A 24,867-nucleotide genomic window follows, 5' to 3' on the forward strand; every position below is an offset into this window, starting at 1 on the left:
GTCTAATATGTTTGAGTTAGGGAGTGGGGTATGAGGAGCAGGGAGCAAGGGAGAAGAGTTTTCACCCTGCCCCCCTTTCCATTCCCAATGCCCCATGCCCCATGTCAATTAGCTTTGAGTTACAGTCTCTTTCGCCAAGAACTTCTCTAATTCTGTCAGCGCATCAGCATCAACCTTAGTTTGCATTGGGCAGAACTTAGGCCCACACATCGAACAAAACTCAGCAGTTTTATAGATATCTGCTGGTAAAGTTTCATCGTGATATTCCTTAGCTCTTTCTGGATCGAGTGATAATTCAAACTGACGGTTCCAATCGAAGTTGTAACGCGCCTTAGAAAGTTCATCATCTCTATCCCTTGCACCAGGGCGATGTCTAGCAATATCAGCCGCATGAGCCGCTATCTTATAGGCAATCAACCCATTTCGCACATCTTCAGCATCTGGTAGACCCAAATGTTCTTTAGGTGTTACATAGCACAGCATTGCAGTACCGTACCATCCAGCCATAGCTGCTCCAATGGCTGAAGTGATGTGGTCGTAACCGGGAGCAATGTCTGTCACCAATGGCCCCAAAACATAGAAAGGTGCTTCAGAACACTCTTCCATCTGCTTACGGACGTTGAACTCAATTTGATCCATTGGGACGTGTCCAGGCCCTTCCACCATCACCTGTACATCATCTTCCCAGGCTTTGCGAGTTAGCTGTCCCAGGGTTTTCAATTCAGCTAATTGTGCTTCATCTGAGGCATCATGGGTGCAGCCAGGACGTAGGGAATCTCCCAAACTGAAAGAGACATCGTACCTTTTAAAAATCTCAATAATATCTTGAAAGTGCGTATAAAGCGGGTTTTGTTTGTGGTGATGCAACATCCACCGCGCCAAAATACCGCCACCGCGAGAGACAATCCCAGTGAGCCGGTTTCTCACCAAAGGCAAATGCTCAATTAAAATCCCTGCGTGGATAGTTTGATAGTCTACCCCTTGCTGGGCGTGCTTTTCGATGATATGGAGAAAATCATCAGCAGTCAGATTTTCAATTGTACCGTGGACGCTTTCTAAAGCTTGGTATACTGGCACTGTACCAATGGGAACAGGCGAAGCTTTAATGATTGCGGTACGAATTTCATCCAAGTTACCGCCGCCTGTGGACAAATCCATCACGGTATCAGCACCGTACTTCACCGCCAGATTTAGCTTATCAACTTCTTCCTGAAGATTAGAAGAGTTGGGGGAAGCGCCGATATTAGCATTTACTTTACATTTAGAGGCGATGCCAATAGCCATCGGCTCTAGATTAGTGTGATTAATATTAGCCGGGATAATCATTCGTCCCCGCGCTACTTCGTCACGAATGAGATCAACAGGGAGATTTTCTCGCCGGGCGACATAGTGCATTTCTTCGGTGATAACACCTTGGCGGGCGTAGTGCATTTGAGATACATTACTTTGCCCACGTCGTTTAGCAACCCATTCTGTCCGCATATTGTCATTCCTCAATAAACAGCTTCCCTCCGCTGGTATTACCCAGACTCAGGTGTTAAGGGTGTGATCTCAGCCTGGTTATGTAGGCACCCCTAGCATTGATGTAGTGTACCACCTTCGTCATATCTGTTAAAAATTTATGCTGTTTTTTCGGAATCTGGCGTAAGCGCAGTTTTTAAGCACTAGGTATTATGGGGCGATCGCCTTTCTGAAACCTTATCCATGACTGTTGTAAAGCAGCAGGAGCGGGATTTTTAGCATCATAAACAACAATCACATTAGTTAATGGGCGTCCTGCGGGAACTAAAATTTTACCGTTAGCAGCAAAAGCTTTTGATGCACCACCATCTAAATTCATCGCTTCGTAACAGCCAATTGCTTTCATTGCTTGCGCTTCTTGCTGTAAAGTTAGTCCACTATCGAAATTTATCAAAAATAGCTTTTTACCATCAGCAGGAAAGCCGATAGCAGTTCGTGCGCCAGTACCTAAAACACCAGGATCTTTAAATCCTTCAACATCCGGCTTCAGCCAAATTTGTCCCCGCCTTAACAGTCGAGGGCCGCAGGTGATAGACAACCAATGTTGATTCCATTCAGGTTTACCATCAACCCGTGCTGTCATCATTTCCGGTTTATTGCCAGCTCGTAACCCCAAAGTAGTGCCATAATTTTCCCATTGGCTGTATTTGATAAATCTGCCTGCTGCTACCATGTTACCCATCACTGTTTTCTGGGCATTCTTAGCAAAAAAAGTACCATTAGCAACGACAGCCGCGCGATAACGAGCCACTAGATTGTTAAATTCTTCATCACCACTAGTTTTTTGATGAGTATTAGCCAAAGTTGCATTATTCGCTAAACCAATAGTAATGAAGGTATTGGGGTCAGTGAGGTCAATAATAGTTTGATAAAAAGAGAAACCATTTACCTTACCCCTCTTCACTTGTACAGTTTGAGCGGCTGCGGGGAGTGCCAATGTTAATCCTTGTGCCAAGACAGCACCTCCTAGAAACAAGAAAGACCGCCGGCAGATTTTGGAACTTGGCATAATCAACTCTTCACTATATTGTTTTTATTAGGATGCCCAAATCTTTGGATAATGCTCAGTGTGATGGAGAGCAGGGGAGCAGGGGAAGCAGGGGAAGCAGGGGGAGCAAGGAGAAGTTGCAGTCAGTTTTCCTCCTCTGCACCACTTTTTCTTATACCCAATGACCAATGACCAATGACAAATGACCAATGACCAATGACCAATCATTACCGATATATTATTTTTTACAAACCCTATGGCGTTCTTAGTCAGTTTACAAAAGATGCCCCTACACATAGCACCTTAAAAGATTATATTGATGTGCCTGATGTGTATCCTGTGGGACGCTTAGATTGGGATAGTGAAGGATTGCTAATGTTGACAAACGATGGACAATTGCAACATCGTCTCGCCCATCCGCGTTTTGGTCATAAACGCACTTACTGGGTGCAGGTAGAGCGAATTCCAGATGCAGATGCGATCAAAAAGTTACAAGTAGGTGTGGAAATTCAAGATTATCGCACTCAACCAGCAGAAGTTAAGCTCTTACCAGAAGAACCACAGTTACCTGAACGCACTCCGCCAATTAGATTTCGCAAAAATGTACCGACAGCTTGGCTGGAAATGACTTTGACAGAGGGGAAAAATCGCCAAGTACGGCGCATGACTGCGGCTGTAGGGTTTCCGACTTTGCGGCTGGTGAGGGTCAGTATAGCTCACCTACAATTAGATGATTTACAGTTGGGTCAATGGCGCGATCTCACCGCATCTGAACTCCAATTTCTACATAAATAATTTTAATACACCAAATACCATCATTATTTTTGATTCATGCAAGAAATATTATCTCATACCATTTAAGAGTACTTGAAGTAAAAAAATGCTCAATTGTCATTGCAAGCAAAGCGAAGCAATCACAAGGGCTGAGATTGCTTCGCTTTGCTCGCAATGACGGGTTTTGGATCATTTATTTTTGGAAACACTCTAACTTAAATAATGATACAAATACGCTGATACCAATTCTTTATGGAGCTGCATAGAATTCGATCCCCCCTAGCCCCCCTTAAAAAGGGTTAAAAAGGGGGGAATTCAAAGTCCCCCTTTTTAAGGGGGATTTAGGGGGATCAAGATATGTGCAACTTCACATTAAATTGGTATGAGGGCATGGCAATGCCATGCCCCTACGATAAATCTATATGTATCAAGATTTTCGTGAATTGGTATCAGGCAAAAAGCAAAAGCGATGTCTACGACGGGCTACGCCTACGCTTCTACGCTTGAGGCTGTAAAAACTTAAACCTTTGCTGCTAATGTTCTTCCATATATAAGAAAGGCTTAAGTTTTTCTTGCAAATGTATAAGTCGTTGCTGCAAAGGCTTAATACTTTGCAACAAATGTTCTTCCATGTATAAGAAAGGCTTAAGTTTTTCTTACAAATGTATAAGTCGTTGCTGCAATTGTTTCATGCTTTGCAGCTAATGTTCTTCCATGTATAAGAAAGGCTTAAATCATTGCAGCAATTGTTGTAATGAACTTATAAATCTATTTTTTACCTAAAACAAAGTACAGTCTAAGTAAAATTAACTAAACTTTGAAAAATGTAATTGCAACCGATTTGCTATATTTCCCTATGACAATCAGAAGTATTTTGGTATAAAACAGTACTAATAACCTAGTGGCAGAGATGCATTATGGCACGTCGTAAAAGAAATTCCAGCGTTTTAGAACGAGCTGATCGCCGGATTGAAAGTTTACAATCTATCAGCGTACAACTTGACTTTGGCCAAGGATTGACTATACAAGCTTACACCGTGACAATTAACGATCTCCGGTCTAAGCTTGCTGCCTACAACACTGCATTATCTACCATTGACAAACTTACAGATGATGTGAATAACGCCGAAAAGGCTGTAATAGCGATGTCAGAAAAAATGTTACTAGGAGTTGGCAGCCGTTACGGTAAAACCAGCCCAGAATACGAGATGGCGGGTGGTGCTAGACGAGGTAATACTAAGAAGAAGCGAAGCGTAGTAGACAATTCCAAAGTCACCAATTCTTTAGCAGCTGATTCTGTGAAGCTTTCTTCTACAAATGGATCTATGAATGGGGTGTCGGGTGCGATCGTAAGTTGAGTAAAATCTAATAGGTTTTAATGTCAAGTTAAGCTCAAAGACTCAATTTATCCTGGTTTGAGATCCCCCAACCTCCTTAAAAAGGGGGCACTAGTTCCCCCCTTTTTAAGGCTACGGTGTGTATAGAACCCATTTGATATCTATTCCAGAAACTAAAAGCCTTGCAGCTAGCTGGTTTTATCCCTGTTCTTGCAAAAAACAGTCGAGTTTAAGCAGGCTCTATCATTGATCGCAAAGTAACGGCTTACTTCAAAGCCAAGCACCCCAGCAAAAAATGTCTTATGGGTTCTATACAAGAGGGCAATCGAATTTGGCTGAACTACGAGCTAAGTTAAAAATTTTATAGATTGATCGTCAGGATTTTTTTCTTGCTTTTTTTGTCGCTCAACACGACTGTATTGTAGGGTAATGTATCCGTTCCTAGCGGAATTGGCAGCTTAAAACTGGGGCTTTTATGATCGAGTTCGCCTAAATCAATGCTTTTCGTTATATCGCCATCTGTTGCAAGATTTGCGGTAAGTTCGCCTTTATAATCTTCAATTAAAAAGTCTCTAAAGGAAACGACTGCCCCACCCTCAGGATCTATACCAAGGATGACCGTACCGCTGAAAGTTGTGCCTTTTCGTTCTTCATTAACCGTTGCCACTGTGATTTCCGAGGGGTCTTGACCGGACTTATCTGCCATAAACTTTTTTCTCTTGCGAATTCTCAACAATTGAAAATGATTTTACCTTACGCTATGGGCGATCGCAAAACTCTCAAGACGTATTTCTGCATCGGTCTAAATGTATAGCCAAGAATCTATCCCACTAATAATATTTTGTTAATCCAAATGTGGACAGTAGCAAGGTCAATGAATGCGTCAAAATAAACTTTTTGACGTTCCCATCTGACAATTGGTGCTGGATTTAATTCGGGACTTTTTGACTCGCTATCAGTTAAACCTAAACAGGATAGAGATTGAAAGTCTACTGTTTACAGGGCGATTTTTGTTACTTGTAGACGGTTTGAATGAATTACCCAACGATGAAGCTAGACGAGATTTAGACGGATTTCGGCACAAATACCGCCAAGTCACGCCGATGATTTTTACTACGCGGTATCTTTTTTAAGGGGGGTTAGGGGGGATCAGTTAAGTGCAAAGATACAGCCAACCACTTTTCAAACAATCTTCTGTTTCTTCAACTGCTGCACAAACGCATCATGTTCCAGTGACTTCAACCCCGCTTGCACTACCTCCAACACCTGCACCATCTGATTGTTTAACAGCGCTTCCACCGCTAACCACAAACCCGGAAACACCCCAGAGCGAATAATTCCATCTGCACTGGGAGATAGCAATCGATAGTCACCATCAATTAGGCAAAACCATTCAATTTTATTCTCGTAAGATTGCCAGATTACGTACTCCAACACCCCATTACGGCGATAAACCTGCTTTTTGCTCCCTGTATTGATCGCAACGCTACTCGCGGCAATTTCAACAATCAATTCGGGAGATCCTTCAATGTAACCATCGCTGCTTAAACGGGTTTGTCCCCCTGCGTCTGGTTCAATAAACAGCACTACATCTGGCTGAGGTTCATTGTCTAAATCTAGTCTGACGGTTGGGGCATCACTCAAATCAACGCCGGGAGTCAGTGATTGGTAGACTCCTAACCAAGTTATTACCCGACTGTGGGGTTTGCCATGTTGTTCGTGTCTTAAGGGAGATGCCACGTAAACAATTCCTTCTATCAGTTCTGCTTTCTTGATATGGGGTGCAGCCGCATAACGCCGTTCAAATTCAGGGCGAGTTAAGCGATCGCCACTTTCAAGCGGAGGCAGATGTCTCTGGGCTGAGTACTCTCTAACCATTTGCCAATCCTTGGAGTTGCCGGATATTTCTGACTTTAGCAAACCTCAGTTATCAGTTAGGATTTATTGATTTGCTGCTTTCCTCAAATTCCAAAAATCATAAAGCCCTCAACGAGGGCATAATGTAGAAATTACTCACGGAGTCAACCAGACTTAAATATGATTCAGATGAGTAAACACCATGAGCAAACAATATAAAATATATCTTGATGCTTGTTGTTTGAATCGTCCGTTTGATGACCAGACGCAATCTCGTATTTATTTAGAAGCACAGGCAGTTATGACAATTCTAAATCAATGTCAATCAGTGGCTTGGAAACTGATCAACAGCAGTGCTTTAATCGCCGAATTAAACCAAACACCTGATTTAGAAAGACTACAAAACGTCAAAAAATTACTCGACATTGCTAAAATTAAAGTTATTAATAGCACCTTCATTGAAGACAGAGCCGCTCAACTTCAAAAATTAGGATTCTCCAGCTATGATGCCACCCACATCGCCAGCGCCGAAAGAAGTCAGGCTGATGTATTTCTCACAACAGATGACAGACTCTTCAAAAAAGCTCAAAAAAACTCTCAATTAATTAACGTATTGATTAATAATCCCGTTCAATGGCTGGCTGAAGTAATACAAGTGGAGGAAAGTAATGATGAAAACCCAAAATGAAATTATTAAACAGGGCTACAATGCCTTGATCAATTCTCTGGGAGTTCCCGATACTATTCGGTTTATTCAATATTTTAGTCCGGGTAAAGGAGACTACACTAAAGAACGTCATCAATGGCTAGATGAAAAAACTTTGGCGGATGTATTGGTGGAGATTAAAGAATTACCCGAAGACGACACCAATCAATATGATGAAATTATTGAGTAGCGAGTTAGAGAATATTTGAATTAATCGCGCTATGCCTTTGACAGCTTGGGGCGCAGCACTACGTCCAAATTGAGGCATTTCCTAACCAAGCCCTCTTGCCTTGCCCGTTGAGAAATTTTAATTTCCCCCGTTATCATTAGAATGAGTACGTCTTACTAGTGCAAGCCTCAGTATCAGTCACTACCAGGGACATTCGACAGTTAAATAACTACATACTCCAAGCTAATCAAATTCCCAAAGATTTGTTGCTATGGGGAGTAGCAGAAAACTTAAAAATACTAATGAGAGTTAAAATCAACTTTCTGCTTTGAAAAGTCTTTTTAAACACGTAAAACTAGTAAATTCTTTAGACAAAAGGCTATGGCAACCGAACAGTTAACTAGAGACAGCGACAATCTCGATTTAAATCAGCTACTAAGAACGCTGAATGCTGTTAAACAAGGTGACTTCTCGGCTCGGATGCCCATAGATCATACTGCTGTGGCGGGGAAAATAGCTGATACGCTTAATGATATTATTGATCAAAATGAGCGGATGGCGGCGGAGCTACAGCGAATTGGTAACGTTGTCGGCAAAGAAGGCAAAATTGCTGATCGCGCCTCTCTTGGAGATGTTCGCGGTTCTTGGTCAGATTGTGTTACTTCTGTCAATACTCTCATTACAGATTTAGTTCAACCAACAGCTGAAACTACTCGGGTAATTCGGTCAGTTGCCAATGGTGATTTATCCCAAACGATCGCTACAGAAATTGAAGGCAGACCCCTGCAAGGTGAGTTTCTGCAAACTGCTAATATTGTTAACACGATGGTAGATCGGCTTGGTTCTTTTGCAAGTGAAGTAACGCGGGTGGCGCGTGAGGTGGGAACCGAAGGGAAGTTGGGCGTTCAAGCCGAAGTGCAAGGTGTGGCTGGCACTTGGAAAGATTTGACGGATAACGTTAACTTGATGGCGGGTAATCTCACCGGACAAGTTCGCAATATTGCCGAAGTTGCCACTGCGATCGCAAATGGTGACTTATCGAAAAAAATCACCGTTAATGTGAAAGGCGAAATTCTGGAGTTGAAAAATACCATTAATACAATGGTGGATCAACTCAGTTCCTTTGCAAGTGAAGTAACGCGAGTTGCGCGTGAGGTGGGAACTGAAGGGAAATTGGGTGTACAAGCGGAAGTAAAAGACGTTGCTGGTACTTGGAAAGATTTAACCGACAGCGTGAACTTTATGGCGGGAAGCTTGACGGCACAGGTGCGGAACATTGCCGAAGTTACAACTGCGATCGCCAATGGTGATTTATCCAAAAAAATTACTGTCGACGTGAAGGGCGAGATCCTCGAGCTTAAGAACACCATCAACGTCATGGTCGATCAGCTGAACGGCTTTGCGAGCGAAGTGACGCGCGTCGCGCGCGAAGTGGGCACCGAGGGCAAGCTGGGCGGCCAGGCGCAGGTGCGGGGCGTCGCCGGCACCTGGAAGGACCTGACCGACAATGTGAACCTGATGGCCGCGAACCTGACCGGCCAGGTCCGCAACATCGCCGAGGTGACGACCGCGGTGGCGCGCGGCGACCTGTCGAAGAAGATCACCGTCGACGTGAAGGGCGAGATCCTCGAGCTCAAGAACACCATCAACACGATGGTCGACCAGCTGAACGCGTTCGCGTCCGAAGTGACGCGCGTCGCGCGCGAAGTCGGTACCGAAGGCAAGCTGGGCGGCCAGGCGCAGGTGCCGGGCGTCGCCGGCACGTGGAAGGATCTGACCGACAACGTCAACCTGATGGCCGACAACCTGACCGGCCAGGTCCGCAACATCGCCGAGGTGACGACCGCGGTCGCGCGCGGCGACTTGTCCAAGAAGATCACCGTCGACGTGAAGGGCGAGATCCTCGAGCTCAAGAACACCATCAACGTCATGGTCGACCAGCTGAATTCTTTTGCATCAGAAGTTACCAGAGTTGCCCGTGAGGTGGGAACGGAAGGGAAATTAGGCGTACAAGCTTACGTCAGAGGAGTAGCTGGGACTTGGAAAGATTTGACGGACACCGTTAACTCGATGGCGGGGAACCTCACCGGACAAGTTCGCAACATCGCGGAAGTTACCAAAGCGGTAGCAAATGGCGACTTATCGAAGAAAATTACCGTCGATGCCAAAGGCGAAATTTTAGACTTGAAGAATACTACCAACACGATGGTAGATCAACTCAGTTCCTTTGCATCAGAAGTAACGCGGGTAGCGCGGGAAGTGGGAACTGAAGGGAAGTTGGGCGGACAAGCGCAAGTCCAAGGTGTTGCGGGTACTTGGAAAGATTTAACAGACAACGTTAACTCGATGGCGGGTAATTTAACGGCACAAGTGCGCGGTATCGCCAGAGTTGTAACCGCAGTTGCTAACGGTGACTTGAAACGGAAACTGATGTTAGATGCTAAGGGAGAAATTGAAACTTTGGCAGAGACAATCAACGAGATGATTGATACCCTAGCGACATTTGCCAATCAAGTAACTACAGTAGCGCGGGAAGTGGGAATTGAAGGGAAGTTGGGCGGACAAGCGAGAGTCCCTGGCGCGGCTGGAACTTGGAAAGATTTGACGGATAATGTAAATGAACTTGCTGCTACACTGACAACTCAGTTGCGAGCGATCGCAGAAGTTGCTACAGCTGTAACTAAAGGTGATCTAACTCGTTCAATTGCCGTCGAAGCACAGGGCGAAGTAGCGATACTCAAAGACAACATCAACCAGATGATTGCCAATTTGCGGGAGACAACGCAGAAAAATACTGAGCAAGATTGGTTGAAAACTAACCTAGCCAAGTTTACCCGAATGCTGCAAGGGCAGCGAGACTTAGAAACCGTATCTAAACTAATTCTCTCAGAACTAGCACCCTTAGTAGGAGCGCAACACGGCGTATTCTTCCTGATGGAGTCTGCTGAACATATACCGTTTTTGAAATTAATTAGTAGCTACGCTTACCGCGAACGCAGACATTTGGCTAACCGCTTCTATTTGGGTGAAGGTTTAGTGGGACAATGCGCTTTAGAAAAAGAGCGAATTCTGCTGACGGATGTACCAAGTGATTATGTCAGAATTGCCTCTGGTTTAGGAGAAGCGTCTCCACTTAATGCTGTGGTGTTACCTGTACTCTTTGAAGGACAGGTGACAGCAGTCATAGAATTAGCATCCTTTCGCCGCTTTAGCGAAATTCATCTGACATTCTTCGACCAGCTTACCGAAAGTATAGCGATCGTTCTCAACACGATCGCAGCATCGATGCGAACTGAAGAATTACTCAAACAATCGCAATCTTTGGCTGAAGAACTCCAAACCCAGCAAAGCGAACTCCGCGAAACCAACCAGCGTCTAGAACAACAAGCCCAATCACTCAAAACCTCTGAAGATTTACTCAAAGGACAGCAAGAGGAACTGCAACAAACCAACGCCGAATTAGAAGAAAAGGCAGAGTTGATGGCGATGCAGAAGAAAGAAGTCGAGCGCAAAAATCGGGAAATTGAACAAGCAAGACTGTCTTTAGAAGACAAAGCCGAACAACTCGCCCTCTCTTCAAAATACAAATCAGAATTTCTCGCCAACATGTCCCATGAACTGCGGACACCGCTAAACAGCTTGTTGATTTTGGCGAAATTGTTGACAGATAATATCGAGCAAAATCTCAGCGCCAAGCAAGTCGAATACAGCCAGACAATTTACTCAGCCGGTACTGACTTGTTGATGTTAATTAATGACATTCTGGATCTCGCTAAAATTGAATCGGGAACGATGTCCATTGACATGACCCAAATGCCATTGGCAGAGTTGGGCGAACAAATTGAGCGTAACTTCCGGCAAATCGCTCAGAGTAAAGGACTTGACTTTAGAATTGAACTTACTCCGGAATTGCCAGTCAGCATCTATACAGATGTCAAACGTATACAACAGGTGTTAAAAAATATCCTCTCCAACGCTTTTAAATTTACAGAGCGAGGAGAGGTACGCTTACAGATTGCGGTGGCCAAGCAGGGATGGAACAACGACCACCAAACCTTGAATAGCGCCCAGCTTGTGATTGCTTTCTCAGTCAGCGATACAGGCATTGGTATTGCCCCCGAAAAACAGAAAGTGATTTTTGAAGCATTCCAGCAAGCCGATGGCTCTACTAGCCGGAGATATGGCGGCACTGGATTGGGCTTATCAATTAGCCGCGAAATTGCCCGTCTCTTTGGCGGTGAAATTAAACTAATTAGTCAACCCGGTCAAGGTAGCACCTTTACCTTTTATCTACCACAATTGAGTCCTGTTAGCGATAGCGGGGCGTTTAGCCCGTCACGATCGCTGAGTTTTGATTCTGCGTCAACACTACTCACTCCCTATTCCCTACTCAGTACAGAGGCGATTAATCGCGTCTCTATCCCCTCTCCACTCCTAAATGACGATCGCACTACTATAGAAAGAGGCGATCGCGTTTTACTAATTGTCGAAGATGACATTAATTTTGCGCGTATCCTTCTAGATATGGCGCAACAGCAAGGATTTAAGGTGATAGCTGCCCACACAGGTAGTACAGGTTTGATGCTAGCGCAGCAATTTCTACCTTCAGCTATTTTGCTAGATATCCGGTTGCCAGAAATGGATGGTTGGACAGTATTGGATCGTCTCAAACATGACCCAAATACCCGCCACATTCCCGTACATATCATGACAATTGAGGAAGGTAGACAGCGCGGTTTGCAACTAGGTGCGATCGCATATCTGCAAAAGCCCTTAACCAGCGAGACAATATCCGAAGCGTTGACCAAAATTAAAGGTTTTGTTGAGCGCCAAGTGAAAAATTTATTGGTAGTCGAAGACGACGACACTCAACGGCTGAGTATTGTTGAGTTGATTGGCAACAGCGATGTTTCAACTACTGCTGTGGCTGACGGTGTAACTGCTCTAGAAGCTATTCGCACCCAGCATTTTGATTGCCTTGTCCTCGATTTAGGGCTACCCGACATGACCGGATTTGAACTGATCGAGCAGATCAAGCTTTTACCCCACGGCAAAACTTTACCAATCATTGTCTACACAGGTAGAGAAATTAGCAAAGCTCAAGAAACGGAACTCAGACGAATTGCCGAAACAATCATCATTAAAGATGTGCGATCGCCCGAACGTCTCCTTGATGAAACAGCATTATTTTTACACCGAGTCCAAGCAAATTTACCAGCACCAAAACGAGAAATACTTGAACAACTGCATTCCATAGACCACTTACTCGCTGGCAAAAAAGCGCTAATTGTAGACGACGATATGCGTAATATCTTCGCCCTTACCAGTATGTTGGAGCGTTATCAAATCCAGGTTTTATATGCTGAAAACGGCAGAGAGGGAATCGCTTTGTTGGAAACTACACCAGATATTGATGTGGTTTTGATGGATGTAATGATGCCCGAAATGGATGGTTACGAAACAACACGCTTAATCCGCCAAAACGAGCAATTTAAATCTTTGCCGATTATTGCACTGACCGCTAAAGCCATGCAAGGCGATCGCGAAAAGTGTATTGAAGCCGGTGCATCAGACTACATCACCAAACCCGTAGATACCGAACAATTGCTGTCACTCTTGCGTGTTTGGCTATACCGTTAATGAAATGTATCGCATGGGTAGGGTATTAGAATTTGCAGTTTTCATGTATTTGAACCATATATGTTGTAGTAGGAGCGCAAGTCCTTGCGCCCCTACCGCGTGGTCTATTTACCTGAAAATTGCCTCGTTCCCAGTCTCCGCCTGGGAATGCCATCTTAGAGGCTCCGCCTCTCTGATTTGCGGCAGAGCCGCTATGATGAGCATTTCCAGCCAGAGGCTGGAAACGAGATTTGAAAATTGCTGTAATACCAATTCACGAAAATCCTGATACATATAGATTTATTGTAGGGGCATGGCATTGCCATGCCCTTACCAGCATATTTGTATCATTATTAAAGTGAAATGGTATAACCGATCAAGTATTGGGTACGATAGGAGTGAAAATGATTGTAGAAACGTAGCACAGCTACGTCTCTATAAGGTTTTCAGGCAATGATTAATTAATTTCTAGCATCAAGCTGCTTCCCGCAGTTGTGGTTGTGACGGCACACTCACCTCTGGAAATGAAAGCGAAAGTTGTTCGGCTTGAGGGACTGCGGCTTGCTGCAAAACTTGAACTTCGATATTCACGCTCACTAAATAACTGCCTGTATCTGCACCAACCGCTTCAGCAATTAATTTGGCAATGTCTGGGCGTTTAGCAGTCAACGGATCGCGTAAAATACACCGATCCCATTCATGCTTGGCAGTCGGATTGAGGTTGAGAATGTAATGCTTCATCATCGAACTAACCCTTGAATCCATCTTCCAGAAGGTTTTCACACAGCCGTTATACATTTGGCTAGGCTTTGTGGAGGCTATTTATATTATAGTACAAAAATACTATAAATGGTTAAAAAGGCGATGTCCAAGAGAAAAAGGCAGTCGTCATGAACAGCTAAATCCTATAGGAATCGTATTTGATTTTTGAAATTATCTCCGTAGGCGGGGAGTGGGGAGTAGGGAGTAGGAAATTAGGCTTTTCAGTCTCAGTATGTTTTCAGAAATCAAATCGCAGTCCTATTTGAAGAAGAATTCAGAAGTCAGAATTCAGGAGTCAGAATCAATTAGTCGGGGATTCCGACCCGCGACTGATTGAAGACCACCAAATCTACGATTTGGTGGGGGTCTTAAACCCAGTTATTCAGACGCGACGCTCGAGTACTCGCTAACGCTACGCTATCGCGGACTCGCTCTAAGCGAAGCCATGCCGCAGGCTTTACGCTGCGCTATCCGCCAGTCGCACAGAATTCATTCTGAATTCTGACTCCTGACTCCTGACTCCTGAATTCTGTTTGATAAACGGGATATTACTTCATATTGCGGTCGAAGTTGACACCAATTCACAACTGGGCACAAAGGTATTATTGCTCACAATAAATATGCTTTTTCCTAATTGTTAGACTGTGTAGATTATTGGGAATCATATAAATTAAATAACTTAATTCTGCAATTAGTTTTACGTTATTTTCCTAAATTTCTCAGTTAACGAATTTGTAAAAAAGACATATACAAATGGAAAAGCCTCTTGTCTCCATTGTGATCTGCACCTATGGCAGAGCCTCAAGTTTACGCAGCTATAGTTTTCCCGCACTGGCAAACCTTACCTATCCGAACTATGAAGTAATCGTTGTCAATGACGGTTCAAAAGATGATACACAAAGCTTTCTTAAGACTTGTGAGGAAAACATGGCTAACCTTTTGGTTCTCAATAACGATAAAAACCGAGGGTCATGTTACTCAAGAAATCGTGGAGTTGCTTATGCAAAGGGTGAATTCATTGTGTTTACTGATGATGATGTTAGTCTATTTCCAGATTGCCTTGATGAGTTAGTTAAAGTCTACCAAGAAGATTCAGAAGTCACAGCTATCTGGGGATGTGTTTACCAATATGGGGGTTCTTGGGTAAAAGGAACGGAAACCTATGGAACGGGTAGCCTTATGTCATTTAGGCGATTCATTTTTAATCGCTTTCGCTTTGATACAAATCTAAGGTATTTTAACAGCTATGCTTGCGAAGAGCATGAGTTAATGCGACGAATTCAGAGACAAGATTTCAAAATTATCAAGGTGAAACAAGCAAAAGCAGATCATTTTCATGCTCCTGCGGAAAATAGAGCTTTAAGAGGAATAGGCGGCGATCTAAATTACCTGTATGAAAATTTAAAGTTTGGATCTATATTTGAATATTATTGCTGTTTTATTATGGGGCTTGTATTATCACTAAAACGCCTAATTAGCAAAAGCAAATTTGAGGATGATTCACGTAAACATCCTTATCAGCAAGTAATCGAAACACCAATTCGTTTAGTTGCATTTATTAAAAACCGCCAGTTTAGTATAGCGATAAAATGGATATTCTATGTTTTAGTAGATATTCCATTTCGTGCTAAAACTAAGAATATCGTTGAGCTATTTGCTAAAGACGATACGACTCTTCTAAAGAATACATTATTTAAATAAACCCAATAGACTTATTGCATAAATCAAAAATTAAGAACCCTACCCCGTATTTACTAACGTAAACGCCTCGCTAATTCCATTTCACGAAATACCTGATACAGATACAGCGCTTCCCGCTATTATGCAATACAGTTTTTCTTATTGCCTCTCTCCTAACATAGCTTTTAGCTTTGAGGATGTACCTCATAGCTGCCGGAAGTGCTGTATAGCGTTTCTCGCTTATGTAAGGTACACCCGTAAGGGGCACGGCATAACCATTAGTGTCAACTTAAGGTAAAAATCCTTTCAAATCTCGTTTCCAGCCTCTGGCTGGAAATGCTCATCATAGCGGCTCTGCTGCAGCAAGTAAGCTGGAGCCTCTAGGATGGCATTTCTAGTTGGAGGGGAGCATCCCAATTTTGCAAATTTACCAATTAGAACTAGTCATTGCGAATGGAGCGAAGCGGAATGAAGCAATCGCAAAGTCTAGCGGCTGCGATTGCTTCGCTTCATTTCATTACGCTCGCAATGACAAAATATGTTTTTACACATTTGGGATGCTCCCAGTTGGAGACTCTATTCTCTTCTTCTCTAATTTGGTGGCGAGTCTAAATCCCTAATTCCTAATCTCCAATTCAAAAAAATCAGCCCATAGGTAATTTCTAACATCAAGCTATTACCATTAAACTTACAAAGTAACGCCTAATTTTTATGTAAATCGCTATATGGTAGATATCTATATTATTGACCTATTTGTGATTGGTCTACTTCTGTTGATGGTAACTTTAGGGTCAGGTTGGATTTCTCACTTACCTCTTTCTTTTGCCCTTATCTATTTAGTAGTTGGTATTTTGCTAGGCCCTTACGCCTTTGGACTGATTCAATTACGTCGAGATGAAGTTTTTAATGCCGAACTGCTGGAAAAAATAACAGAACTTGTCGTAATTATTTCTGTGTTTAGCTGCGGCTTAAAAATTGTTCGCCCTCTAAGATTAGGAACTTGGGGTATTACGACGCGATTGATTGTATTTCTGATGCCAATTTCAATTTTGGCTCTGGCTGTTGTGGGTAAATTGTTTTTAGGGATGAATTGGGGAGAAGCGATTTTATTAGGAGCAATTCTCGCACCAACTGATCCAGTATTAGCATCAGAAGTACAACTGACCGACATCAACGACGAAGATGAGTTGAGATTTGGTTTAACTTCTGAAGGTGGGTTAAATGATGCTTTAGCTTTTCCCTTCGTTTATTTTGGTCTTCATGCAATAAAAGATGATAACTGGGGGAACTGGTTTAAACAGTGGATTGCGATTGATTTAATTTGGGCGATCGCAGCTGGCATTTTTATGGGATTTGTTGTCGCAAAATCTATAGTTTGGATTGAAAAAAGAATTCAAAAACGCCGTCCTGCCGATGAGTTAATGGAAGATTTTATTGCTATCAGCACAATCCTAATAACTTATTCCTTAACAGAAATGGCGAATGGCTATGGATTTTTGGCAGTATTTGTTGCTGGGTTAGTTGTCCAACGCAGTTACAGAAATCCTGAAAAACCGCTAGCACAGTTGGAATTTGTTGAGCAAGTTGAAAAACTGATGGAAGTTGGAACAATTTTACTATTGGGATCAATATTATTATTCCAGCCAATGCTCAACTATGCTATGCAATCTTTATTAGTGATAATTTTATTATTCTTTATAATCCGACCTGTAGGCGTTTGGATTAGCACAATAGGTAAACGTCCTGTAGAATCACACCGCCGAACCTTTCATCCAGGAACTAAGTGGTTGATGGGATGGTTTGGTATTCGCGGTGTCGGCTCTTTATATTATCTCGCCTATGCTTTTGGTAATGGCTTAAAAGGTGAAGCTGCTGAACAAATTGCTTGGATAACTTACACTACCATTGTCGCTTCTGTAATTATACATGGCATCAGTTCAACTCCATTAATGAAGTGGTATGAGCGCAATATTGCTAATAAGATAAAGTCTAATCCTCCCACCACAATAGATGAATTTGAGTAAAAGCAATTTTTGTTTTTGTAGGGTGTGTTATGCCAAGGGCTAACCCCGAATTTCTCACCACGCCTCTTAAAGCCTGCGCTTGTGTAGGGGAGAAGTAATAAGTAATGAGTAATGAGTAAAAACTTATGGCTCATTACTCCTCCTCTGCTCCATCAAATGCCTTAAGCTTGTGGGAAATGCGGGTAACGCACGAATGGCACTAAGATAAGCCCAAAGTCTTTGTGTTACCTCGTTCCCAGCCTGGAGGCTGGGAATGAATTCTAAAATTAAGAGGCTCTGCCTCTCATCAAGTCACTTGAGGCGGAGCCTCCCAAAAGCGGTTCCAAGCCTCCAGGCTTGGAACCAGTTAGGGTAAAAACTGTGTTTTTAGGTCTATATTCGCTATTTACCTGTCACCTTTTCAATAACTTCTTTTGCTTTTTCACCAAAAGTTTCCGGGGGATTTTGTTCTTGTTCAGCCTTCAAATTTCTTTCGTAAGTCTTCTCTATAGTAGTAAGGTTTTTTGAATCTTTTATTGCTTGCTCATAAGCTTCTTGTCGTTCTTCTTCTTGAATGCCAACACCTGGGTCAAATTCGTTTGCACGATTAATTTTTTCTTCAGAATTTGGTTTATAATCTGAGGGTATTAGCTTTAATTCTTCAAGAGTAGTTGCATAACTAGCTTGCTGAACAAAAATAAAAGAACCTGACAAGCTAATGAAAGTCATTAAACCAATAACCAAAAAGCTTGAACGTAATGCTTGTTTTAAAGTTAATAGAATTTTTGGCATGAAAAACCCCTCTTGTTGTTATTTTCTAAGCCTTCGTCAGGTATAAATATATTCAATATTTCAGGCTCACAGGCATCCTAAATGTTTAGGTACAGTTTTTACTTCTACCGCAAGGTATATTAATTTTTACCTACAGTAGGGGCGTACATTTGTACGCCCCTACCTCTGTATCTGAATATTTCGTCGGATAAAATTATTACTTAGTGTGCTTAACCCAAGCGTATTAGCCTATAACCAACTGTGATTAATTTTAATTCCTCGGCTTTGCATTACTTCTTCAAATAAATCTGTTGGTAGTGCTTCTTCCACAGCAAAAACACCTGGTTTCTTAAGTTTACCTTCTAGCAATAACTGGGCAATACTACCTGTACCGCAACCAGAAGCTACAGCCGTATTTTCATGCACTACAGTTGAACAATAAACGGCGGTTTTACCATCTTTTTGCCCTGTAACTTCTGAACGAACTGCTACACCAATTCCACTAAAATTATTAGTGACATCTGTCATTGAATGGCTGACATGAGACAGAAATTCAATCATGTAACGGCGCTGCATTAACCACTTGGGAAAAATATGTGCTGCAATCCAAGTTAGATGATTGTAAAAATCGGGTACAGAGCCAAACTTAGTAATTACAGTTTTTACTGATGGGAAAGCTTTGGGCAGTGTAAAGGTTTCTGGCATATCAAACCAGTAAACTCCGGTGCGTCCATAGGGAGGTGGAAAATCAACTAATTCTCTTTCACTATAAGGCTTAATTATCTGCCATTTTCCATCTATCCAAGTCTCAAAAGGATACTGCAACCCAAGAAAAGTTGTCCGCATCACTGTAATGCCAGCACCGCCAGAACCGGAAACTAAATAACTTAAATGGATCTTTTCTGGTTTATCAAATTGTTCAACACCTTGACGTACCATGCTGTTAGAAATACCAGGAAAAATACCAGTATTAATAATTGCTGTCACACCAGCAGCAGCAGCTTGTTCACTAAAATTGAGAGCTTTGCTGGTATAAGAACGATGGTCGCTGACATCTAGATAATTAACGCCTTGAGCAATACAGGTTTCGAGAACATTAGTATCTCGATAGTGAAATGGGCCAGCACAATGGATGACTAAGTTAGAGTTTGCGATCGCATCTTGCAACTTGTCAACTTCTGCCAAGTCCAACACCAAAAACTGCACTTGTCCTCCTGAAGACAAGCTAACAGCCTTGCCAAACTCCGCAGAACGTCCAGTAATCGTAATTTGAGCCTGCGTATGGGTAGCGAGATCCTGAGCAACACTGCTACCAATCCGCCCCCGTCCACCAAGAATTAAAACGCTGTCTGTCATTACTCCAGATTCGCAACACTAACCTTATTTCATCAGTTTTGTGTCCTGTTTGCCATCGGTTATAAGTATGACTTGCTTGCTAAGGAATGAAGACTTTTTAATTGGCGTTGCTGAATTGAAGTATGAATCTAGATGTAGAGACGTAGCACTGCTACGTCTCTACAAGGATTTTGGTATTATGCAAAATCATTTTCATACATGGAATCAGCAACGCCTTTCAATTATTGGTAGTTAATAAGTTTTTGCGCCTGAATTTGCCTGACTACCGTCAGCGCCGAATAACTCACCCCAGCAGTACCTTCGCCGGGATGGGTGGAATCACCAACTAACCATAAATGCTGGATTGGTGTACGATTGGCAAACCCAAAGGGGCCAAAGGTAGGAATCCTTTGACCTATGCCACCTACTATACCGCGATCGCGGGCTGTGAAATGGGCAAAGGTGCGCGGTGTTGCGGCTTCTTGATGAATAATCGTTTCTGGTTTGAGATAGAAGTATTGAGCAAGACGAGCGATCGCTTGCAGGGTAAACTTTTCTTTTAGTCCTTCATAATCTTCAGTCTCCCACCACTGTGCAGGATCGACAAATGAAGAAGCAATAATTGTCGCTTTCCCTTCCGGTGCGCGGCCGTCTCCAGGATGACTCACAGAAACAAATAGGGAATTATTCTCGCCAATGGGGCCATTGATATCATACAAAAATTGCAGGTGGGGAGGGCATTCAGGCGGAATCGCGCTGGCATCTACACCCAAATACACCACAAACGCGCCCGATGCTTGGGGTAGTTTTTCCACCCGATTTTTATATCCAGATGGCGCTTGTCCCAATAACTGCACCAAGTTTTGCACGGTAACATTGCTAACTATGTGGTCGGCAGCTTCTGTCCAGACTTCGCCAGTTTTCTGATTTCTAATAACTACAGCAGTAGCTTTGCCGTTTTCTACTTTGATTTCTTCTACAGTGTGACGCATCAACAATTTGCCGCCATCTCTTTCTAAGGATTGTACCAAGCGATCGCTCAACACTTGCATACTTCCCTGGAGGTGAAACAATCCTTGGGGGAGTTGGGATACACTCAACGCCGTTGCTGCATAAAGTAATGCTGTCTGTTCTGCATCCACCTGGGAGTATAGCTTCAGTTGCAAATCTAAAAAAGTTCTCAATCGTTGGTCATTTCCCAGTCCACATAACCGTAAAGCATCTCCTACCGTAAACAAAGTGAAGGGTACAGTAATTAATGTACTCGGACGCACCGCTTGCGCTAGCTGCCACAAATCCCATAAATTACGCGGCGGTAGTACCGGGTCGCGTCCTTGAAATTCCCAACTGGCATCAAACAAAGTTGCCATCAATTGCCAAAATGCTTCGCTACCAGGAAACTGTTTTTGTCGTTCCGCTTGCCATTTCTCTTTGTCACGCCAAACATTAATCGGTGTACTTTCCCCAGGTAAATACACTGCACAAGCAGGGTCACAAGGCGTTGCTTCCGGTAAATCTATGTCCAATTCTGAGAAAATGCGGTGGTGAATTCCCCCTGGTTCCAACCCCGCCACCTGAGTTGCTCCCACATCAAAGGTAAATCCCTGGCGTTTAAACGTCGAAGCACAGCCACCTGGTACAAGTGCTTGATCCAAAATTAAGACACTGTAACCTCTATGAGCTAATAATGCTCCAGCAGTCAGTCCACCTATTCCTGCACCAATAACCACTACACGAGATTTACTTTTGTCAACAGAAATGCTGGACATTGATATTTATCTTTATAATTCTTAATATTGCTATTCATAATTTTACAGCCTTATCCAGATTAATAGCTTCATCACTACTACTCGACCAAGCAAAATTTCTTGATGAAAGTCTTTGTCTCTGTGTTCTCTGTGCCTCTGCGGTTCGTTATTTAACCCCTGACTTTTCACGTATGTGGAAAAGTCCACCAAAAACCTAACCCCCAACTCGTCGCGGGAAGGGGGAAAATTCAAAGTCTCTCTCCTTCTAGGAGAGAGATTTAGAGAGAGGTTTTCCAGATGCCGTGAAAAGTCAGATTTAACCCAAAGTCTTCTTTGCGTCACTTCGTGGTGCGATCGCAGTGCTTATTTTAAGCGGCAGATAAGATAAAGGAGTAATATCGCTCCTCAGACACAAGTAGCAATGACCTCAACCCTGCGGAAACTTACTAGTCTCAATGCTCCGACACTGCACCAGTTGCCCAATGGTTTGACAATCATTGCCGAGCAAATGCCAGTTGAAGCCGTAAACCTCAACTTATGGATAAAAGTTGGCTCTGCTGTAGAATCTGATGCCATTAACGGTATGGCTCACTTTTTAGAACACATGATTTTTAAAGGAACAGAACAACTGGCTAGTGGCGAATTTGAACGTCGAATTGAAGAGCGGGGTGCTGTTACCAATGCCGCTACAAGCCAAGACTATACTCATTACTATATAACTACTGCACCCAAAGATTTTGCCGAGCTTGCGCCATTACAAATAGATGTAGTATCAAATGCGAGTATTCCTGATGATGCCTTTGAACGTGAGCGATTAGTAGTTTTAGAAGAAATTAGGCGTTCAGAAGATAATCCCCAACGACGTACATATCGGCGGGCGATGGAGACAGCCTTTGATCAGCTACCCTATCGCCGTGCGGTATTGGGGCCAGAATCGGTGATAGCCGGACTTAAACCCCAGCAGATGCGAGATTTTCATGCTAATTGGTATCAACCCCAGTCAATTACTGCTGTAGCTGTGGGCAATTTACCCGTAGAAGAATTAATTGCAACTGTTGCGGAAGGATTTGCAAAAGCCATTAAAACTCAGCACTCCCCACTTCCCATTCCTCACTCTCCACTAAATGCTGAATCACCATTTACAGAAATTGTTCGTCGAGAATTTATCGATGAAAGTCTGCAACAAGCAAGGCTAGTGATGGTTTGGCGAGTTCCAGGAATGACGCAGTTAGATCGCACCTATGGATTGGATGTCTTAGCCGGAATTTTGGGACACGGACGGACATCAAGATTAGTGAGAGATTTACGAGAAGAACGGGGATTAGTTTCTTCAATTTCTGTGAGCAACATGAGCAATGAGCTGCAAGGAATATTTTATATTTCAGCTAAATGTGCAGTGGAAAATTTAGCAGTTGTAGAGGATGCGATCGCTCAACACATTGGTAAACTACAAACAGAGTTGGTAACAGAATCAGAAATTGCCCGTATCCGGCAGCGAGTAGCTAACAGATTTATATTTGGTAACGAAACACCAAGCGATCGCTCTGGGTTGTATGGTTATTATCAGTCTTTGGTGGGAGATTTGGAACCCGCCTTTAACTACCCTGGAATCATTCAGAGCCAAGATGCAACAGACTTGATGCAAGCAGCCAAAGAATATCTATCTCCTAGCGCTTATGGTGTAGTTTTTGTCAAGCCGTAAATTAAAAATTGGGAATAGGGCATGGGGCATTGGGCATTGGTAATTAATCAATAATTAATTATTCCTCCCCTGCCTCCCCTGCTCCCCCTGCTCCCTCATCCCTCATCCCTCATCCCCCACTCCCCAATTTAATCATGTGGACTCAAATCGATGCCCATATTAGCCAGGTGACTGGCGAAAAATTCCAGAGTCAGCAACGGCGATCGGTTGGTGGCGGGTGCATCAACCAAGGTTATGCTGTCTCTAATGGTGAGATAACCTACTTCGTCAAACAAAATCTTGCATCCCAAGTTGCAATGTTTGAAGCTGAGGCGTTGGGTTTAGAGCAAATGATCGCAACAGCTAGTATTCGCGTTCCCAAACCAATTTGCTGGGGTACTGCTGATAATTCTAGCTACATCGTCCTGGAATGGTTGGAACTTGGTAGCGGTAACAGCAATTCGTGGTTAGAAATGGGACGCAAGTTAGCGGCAATTCATAAAGCTAGCAGCAGTCAAGGTTTTGGTTGGAAAATTAACAATACCATTGGTTCCACGCCGCAAATCAATACTTGGACAGCAGACTGGACAGAATTTTATATTAAACATCGCCTGGGTTATCAATTTCAGTTGGCAAGGCGACGGGGAGGTAATTTTCCCAAACAAGATAAGTTACTGGCAGCTATCCCGGAACTATTGGCAAATCATCAGGTACAACCTTCCTTAGTACACGGCGATTTATGGGGTGGAAATGCTGGGTGTACTGCATCGGGAGAACCAGTGATATTTGATCCAGCAACTTATTTTGCAGATAGAGAAGTTGATATCGCCATGACCGAATTATTTGGTGGTTTCCCCGCAGCATTTTATACGGGTTACAACGAGGTGTTTCCGTTAGATGCAGGCTATGAGCAAAGAAAAACGCTCTATAATCTGTATCACATTTTGAATCACTTCAATTTATTTGGGGGTAGTTACGATTCGCAAGCCAATAGGATGATTGACCAGATTTTACGATAAGGGATGCGGATTGTGGTTGATTGACTTTTTTGGTAGATTACTTTGTCCTGGTGTCACAGACTCGATTTCGAGATTAATGGTACTTTATGTTTGCACAAACTCTTTTATCCTAATCGCATACAAGCTATGACACTTAATTTATATTTACTGCGACATGGAGAAACTACCTTTAGTCAAAGTGGTAATTTCTGCGGTGAAACTGATGCGGAGTTGACTTCTGAAGGGATGGAGATGGCATCCGCTTTTGCCGATGCTTATCAACAATTGAAGTGGGAGGGTGTTTATGTTAGCCCTATGAAGCGCGCAATTGCAACTGCCAAGCCATTTTGTGATGCTATCGGTATGGATATGCAGTTGCGTGACGGACTTAGAGAAGGTAGTTACGGCGAATGGGAAACTAAGAGTAAATCCTTTGCCCAAGAGAATTACGCAGAAAACTATCTAAAATGGGTGACAGAACCCGCTTGGAATGCACCCAAAGGTGGAGAAACTGCGGTAGATATTGCTAACCGTTCTATGCCTGTAATTGCTGAAATTCAAGAAAAACATCCCCAAGGTAATGTTTTAGTAGTTTCTCATAAAGCCACGATTCGGATTATGCTTTGCAGTTTACTAGGAATTGATTTGGGACGCTATCGCTATCGGGTGAATATTTTGGTCGCGTCGGTAAGTATGGTTAAATTTGACGTTAATGGCCCTTTGTTAGAAATATTAGGCGATCGCCATCATATACCCGATCGTATTCGCTCTCGTCCGGGAACATAATATAGCGGTTCTCGTTTGGGTGCAATACAGTGTGACCTCACTTCCATTCCTCTCTCCTAATGGGCTACGGTGTACACACAAGTTATCGAATTACCCCACCCTAACCCTCCCCTTTCCAAGGCTACGGTGTAC

At 43.1% G+C, this 24,867-nt stretch carries 21 protein-coding genes and 1 riboswitch; of the genes, 13 read left to right on the top strand and 8 right to left on the bottom strand.

What is annotated here, in order from left to right; all coding sequences use genetic code 11:
* Nucleotides 1–108: 108 nt before the first annotated feature.
* Nucleotides 109–1,482, bottom strand: a complete 1,374-nt coding sequence (thiC, locus tag ANSO36C_RS17120) for a phosphomethylpyrimidine synthase (protein WP_251955510.1) — start codon at nucleotides 1,480–1,482, stop codon at nucleotides 109–111.
* 7 nt (nucleotides 1,483–1,489) lie between these two features.
* Nucleotides 1,490–1,586, bottom strand: a riboswitch (TPP riboswitch).
* Nucleotides 1,587–1,657: 71 nt separating this feature from the next.
* Nucleotides 1,658–2,530 carry a phosphodiester glycosidase family protein gene (locus ANSO36C_RS17125; RefSeq protein WP_251955511.1) on the bottom strand — a complete coding sequence of 291 codons (873 nt, stop codon included), beginning with the start codon at nucleotides 2,528–2,530 and terminating at the stop codon, nucleotides 1,658–1,660.
* 195 nt (nucleotides 2,531–2,725) lie between these two features.
* Between ANSO36C_RS17125 and ANSO36C_RS17130 the strand changes: the two genes are divergently transcribed.
* The 3 genes from ANSO36C_RS17130 (at nucleotide 2,726) to ANSO36C_RS17140 (ending at nucleotide 4,641) form a co-directional block, all read left to right on the top strand.
* Nucleotides 2,726–3,304, top strand: coding sequence for an rRNA large subunit pseudouridine synthase E (locus tag ANSO36C_RS17130; protein ID WP_251955512.1), 579 nt, complete (start codon nucleotides 2,726–2,728; stop codon nucleotides 3,302–3,304).
* A gap of 336 nt (nucleotides 3,305–3,640) precedes the next feature.
* The gene (locus ANSO36C_RS17135) at nucleotides 3,641–3,790 is read left to right on the top strand and encodes a hypothetical protein (RefSeq protein WP_251955513.1); all 150 of its coding nucleotides are present in this window, start codon (nucleotides 3,641–3,643) and stop codon (nucleotides 3,788–3,790) included.
* Nucleotides 3,791–4,200: 410 nt separating this feature from the next.
* Nucleotides 4,201–4,641 carry a hypothetical protein gene (locus ANSO36C_RS17140; RefSeq protein WP_251955514.1) on the top strand — a complete coding sequence of 147 codons (441 nt, stop codon included), beginning with the start codon at nucleotides 4,201–4,203 and terminating at the stop codon, nucleotides 4,639–4,641.
* Between the two features lie 340 nt (nucleotides 4,642–4,981).
* Here the strand turns inward: ANSO36C_RS17140 and ANSO36C_RS17145 are convergent, their stop codons facing one another.
* On the bottom strand, nucleotides 4,982–5,326 hold the full coding sequence (locus tag ANSO36C_RS17145; RefSeq protein WP_251955515.1) for a hypothetical protein: 345 nt from the start codon (nucleotides 5,324–5,326) through the stop codon (nucleotides 4,982–4,984).
* Between the two features lie 211 nt (nucleotides 5,327–5,537).
* Between ANSO36C_RS17145 and ANSO36C_RS17150 the strand changes: the two genes are divergently transcribed.
* A complete protein-coding gene (locus tag ANSO36C_RS17150; protein ID WP_251955516.1) occupies nucleotides 5,538–5,753 on the top strand; it encodes a hypothetical protein in 216 nt (71 codons plus the stop codon).
* A 49-nt stretch (nucleotides 5,754–5,802) separates the two neighbouring features.
* Here ANSO36C_RS17150 and ANSO36C_RS17155 read toward each other — a convergent pair whose 3' ends face one another.
* Nucleotides 5,803–6,498: a Uma2 family endonuclease gene (locus ANSO36C_RS17155; RefSeq protein WP_251955517.1), complete on the bottom strand. Its 696-nt coding sequence runs from the start codon at nucleotides 6,496–6,498 to the stop codon at nucleotides 5,803–5,805.
* A gap of 181 nt (nucleotides 6,499–6,679) precedes the next feature.
* On the opposite strand from ANSO36C_RS17155, the gene ANSO36C_RS17160 reads away from it, so the two are divergent.
* From ANSO36C_RS17160 to ANSO36C_RS17170, 3 genes are all read left to right on the top strand, one after another.
* Nucleotides 6,680–7,165 carry a PIN domain-containing protein gene (locus ANSO36C_RS17160; RefSeq protein ID WP_251955518.1) on the top strand — a complete coding sequence of 162 codons (486 nt, stop codon included), beginning with the start codon at nucleotides 6,680–6,682 and terminating at the stop codon, nucleotides 7,163–7,165.
* Entirely contained in the window at nucleotides 7,149–7,373 is a 225-nt protein-coding gene (locus ANSO36C_RS17165) for a hypothetical protein (protein ID WP_251960355.1), read from the top strand. The genes ANSO36C_RS17160 and ANSO36C_RS17165 overlap by 17 nt, the downstream gene beginning before the upstream one ends.
* Nucleotides 7,374–7,733: 360 nt before the next feature.
* On the top strand, nucleotides 7,734–12,992 hold the full coding sequence (locus ANSO36C_RS17170) for a HAMP domain-containing protein (protein WP_251955519.1): 5,259 nt from the start codon (nucleotides 7,734–7,736) through the stop codon (nucleotides 12,990–12,992).
* A 453-nt stretch (nucleotides 12,993–13,445) separates the two neighbouring features.
* On the opposite strand, the gene ANSO36C_RS17175 is transcribed toward ANSO36C_RS17170, so the two are convergent.
* Complete coding sequence (locus ANSO36C_RS17175) at nucleotides 13,446–13,715, bottom strand: hypothetical protein (protein ID WP_069069307.1); 270 nt, start codon at nucleotides 13,713–13,715, stop codon at nucleotides 13,446–13,448.
* Nucleotides 13,716–14,486: 771 nt separating this feature from the next.
* On the opposite strand from ANSO36C_RS17175, the gene ANSO36C_RS17180 reads away from it, so the two are divergent.
* Both ANSO36C_RS17180 and ANSO36C_RS17185 read left to right on the top strand, forming a co-directional pair.
* On the top strand, nucleotides 14,487–15,434 hold the full coding sequence (locus ANSO36C_RS17180) for a glycosyltransferase family 2 protein (RefSeq protein ID WP_251955520.1): 948 nt from the start codon (nucleotides 14,487–14,489) through the stop codon (nucleotides 15,432–15,434).
* A gap of 704 nt (nucleotides 15,435–16,138) precedes the next feature.
* Nucleotides 16,139–17,437, top strand: coding sequence for a cation:proton antiporter (locus ANSO36C_RS17185; protein WP_251955521.1), 1,299 nt, complete (start codon nucleotides 16,139–16,141; stop codon nucleotides 17,435–17,437).
* 381 nt (nucleotides 17,438–17,818) lie between these two features.
* Here the strand turns inward: ANSO36C_RS17185 and ANSO36C_RS17190 are convergent, their stop codons facing one another.
* Nucleotides 17,819–18,208 (bottom strand): hypothetical protein, encoded by a 390-nt coding sequence (locus tag ANSO36C_RS17190; RefSeq protein ID WP_251955522.1) that lies wholly within the window; start codon nucleotides 18,206–18,208, stop codon nucleotides 17,819–17,821.
* Between the two features lie 228 nt (nucleotides 18,209–18,436).
* Nucleotides 18,437–19,543, bottom strand: coding sequence for a saccharopine dehydrogenase family protein (locus tag ANSO36C_RS17195; RefSeq protein WP_251955523.1), 1,107 nt, complete (start codon nucleotides 19,541–19,543; stop codon nucleotides 18,437–18,439).
* A 67-nt stretch (nucleotides 19,544–19,610) separates the two neighbouring features.
* On the opposite strand from ANSO36C_RS17195, the gene ANSO36C_RS17200 reads away from it, so the two are divergent.
* Entirely contained in the window at nucleotides 19,611–19,778 is a 168-nt protein-coding gene (locus ANSO36C_RS17200) for a hypothetical protein (protein WP_251955524.1), read from the top strand.
* Here the strand turns inward: ANSO36C_RS17200 and crtD are convergent.
* Nucleotides 19,765–21,291: a C-3',4' desaturase CrtD gene (crtD, locus tag ANSO36C_RS17205; RefSeq protein ID WP_251955525.1), complete on the bottom strand. Its 1,527-nt coding sequence runs from the start codon at nucleotides 21,289–21,291 to the stop codon at nucleotides 19,765–19,767. The genes ANSO36C_RS17200 and crtD overlap by 14 nt on opposite strands.
* 400 nt (nucleotides 21,292–21,691) lie before the next feature.
* Here crtD and ANSO36C_RS17210 point away from each other — a divergent pair, with 400 nt between their 5' ends.
* From ANSO36C_RS17210 to ANSO36C_RS17220, 3 genes are all read left to right on the top strand, one after another.
* Nucleotides 21,692–22,972: a M16 family metallopeptidase gene (locus ANSO36C_RS17210; RefSeq protein WP_251955526.1), complete on the top strand. Its 1,281-nt coding sequence runs from the start codon at nucleotides 21,692–21,694 to the stop codon at nucleotides 22,970–22,972.
* 134 nt (nucleotides 22,973–23,106) lie between these two features.
* Nucleotides 23,107–23,970: a fructosamine kinase family protein gene (locus ANSO36C_RS17215; protein ID WP_251955527.1), complete on the top strand. Its 864-nt coding sequence runs from the start codon at nucleotides 23,107–23,109 to the stop codon at nucleotides 23,968–23,970.
* Nucleotides 23,971–24,096: 126 nt separating this feature from the next.
* Nucleotides 24,097–24,735, top strand: coding sequence for a histidine phosphatase family protein (locus ANSO36C_RS17220; protein WP_251955528.1), 639 nt, complete (start codon nucleotides 24,097–24,099; stop codon nucleotides 24,733–24,735).
* Nucleotides 24,736–24,867 lie beyond the last annotated feature (132 nt).

It is taken from the genome of Nostoc cf. commune SO-36 (assembly GCF_023734775.1).
GTDB classification, from domain to species: Bacteria; Cyanobacteriota; Cyanobacteriia; order Cyanobacteriales; family Nostocaceae; genus Nostoc; species Nostoc commune_A.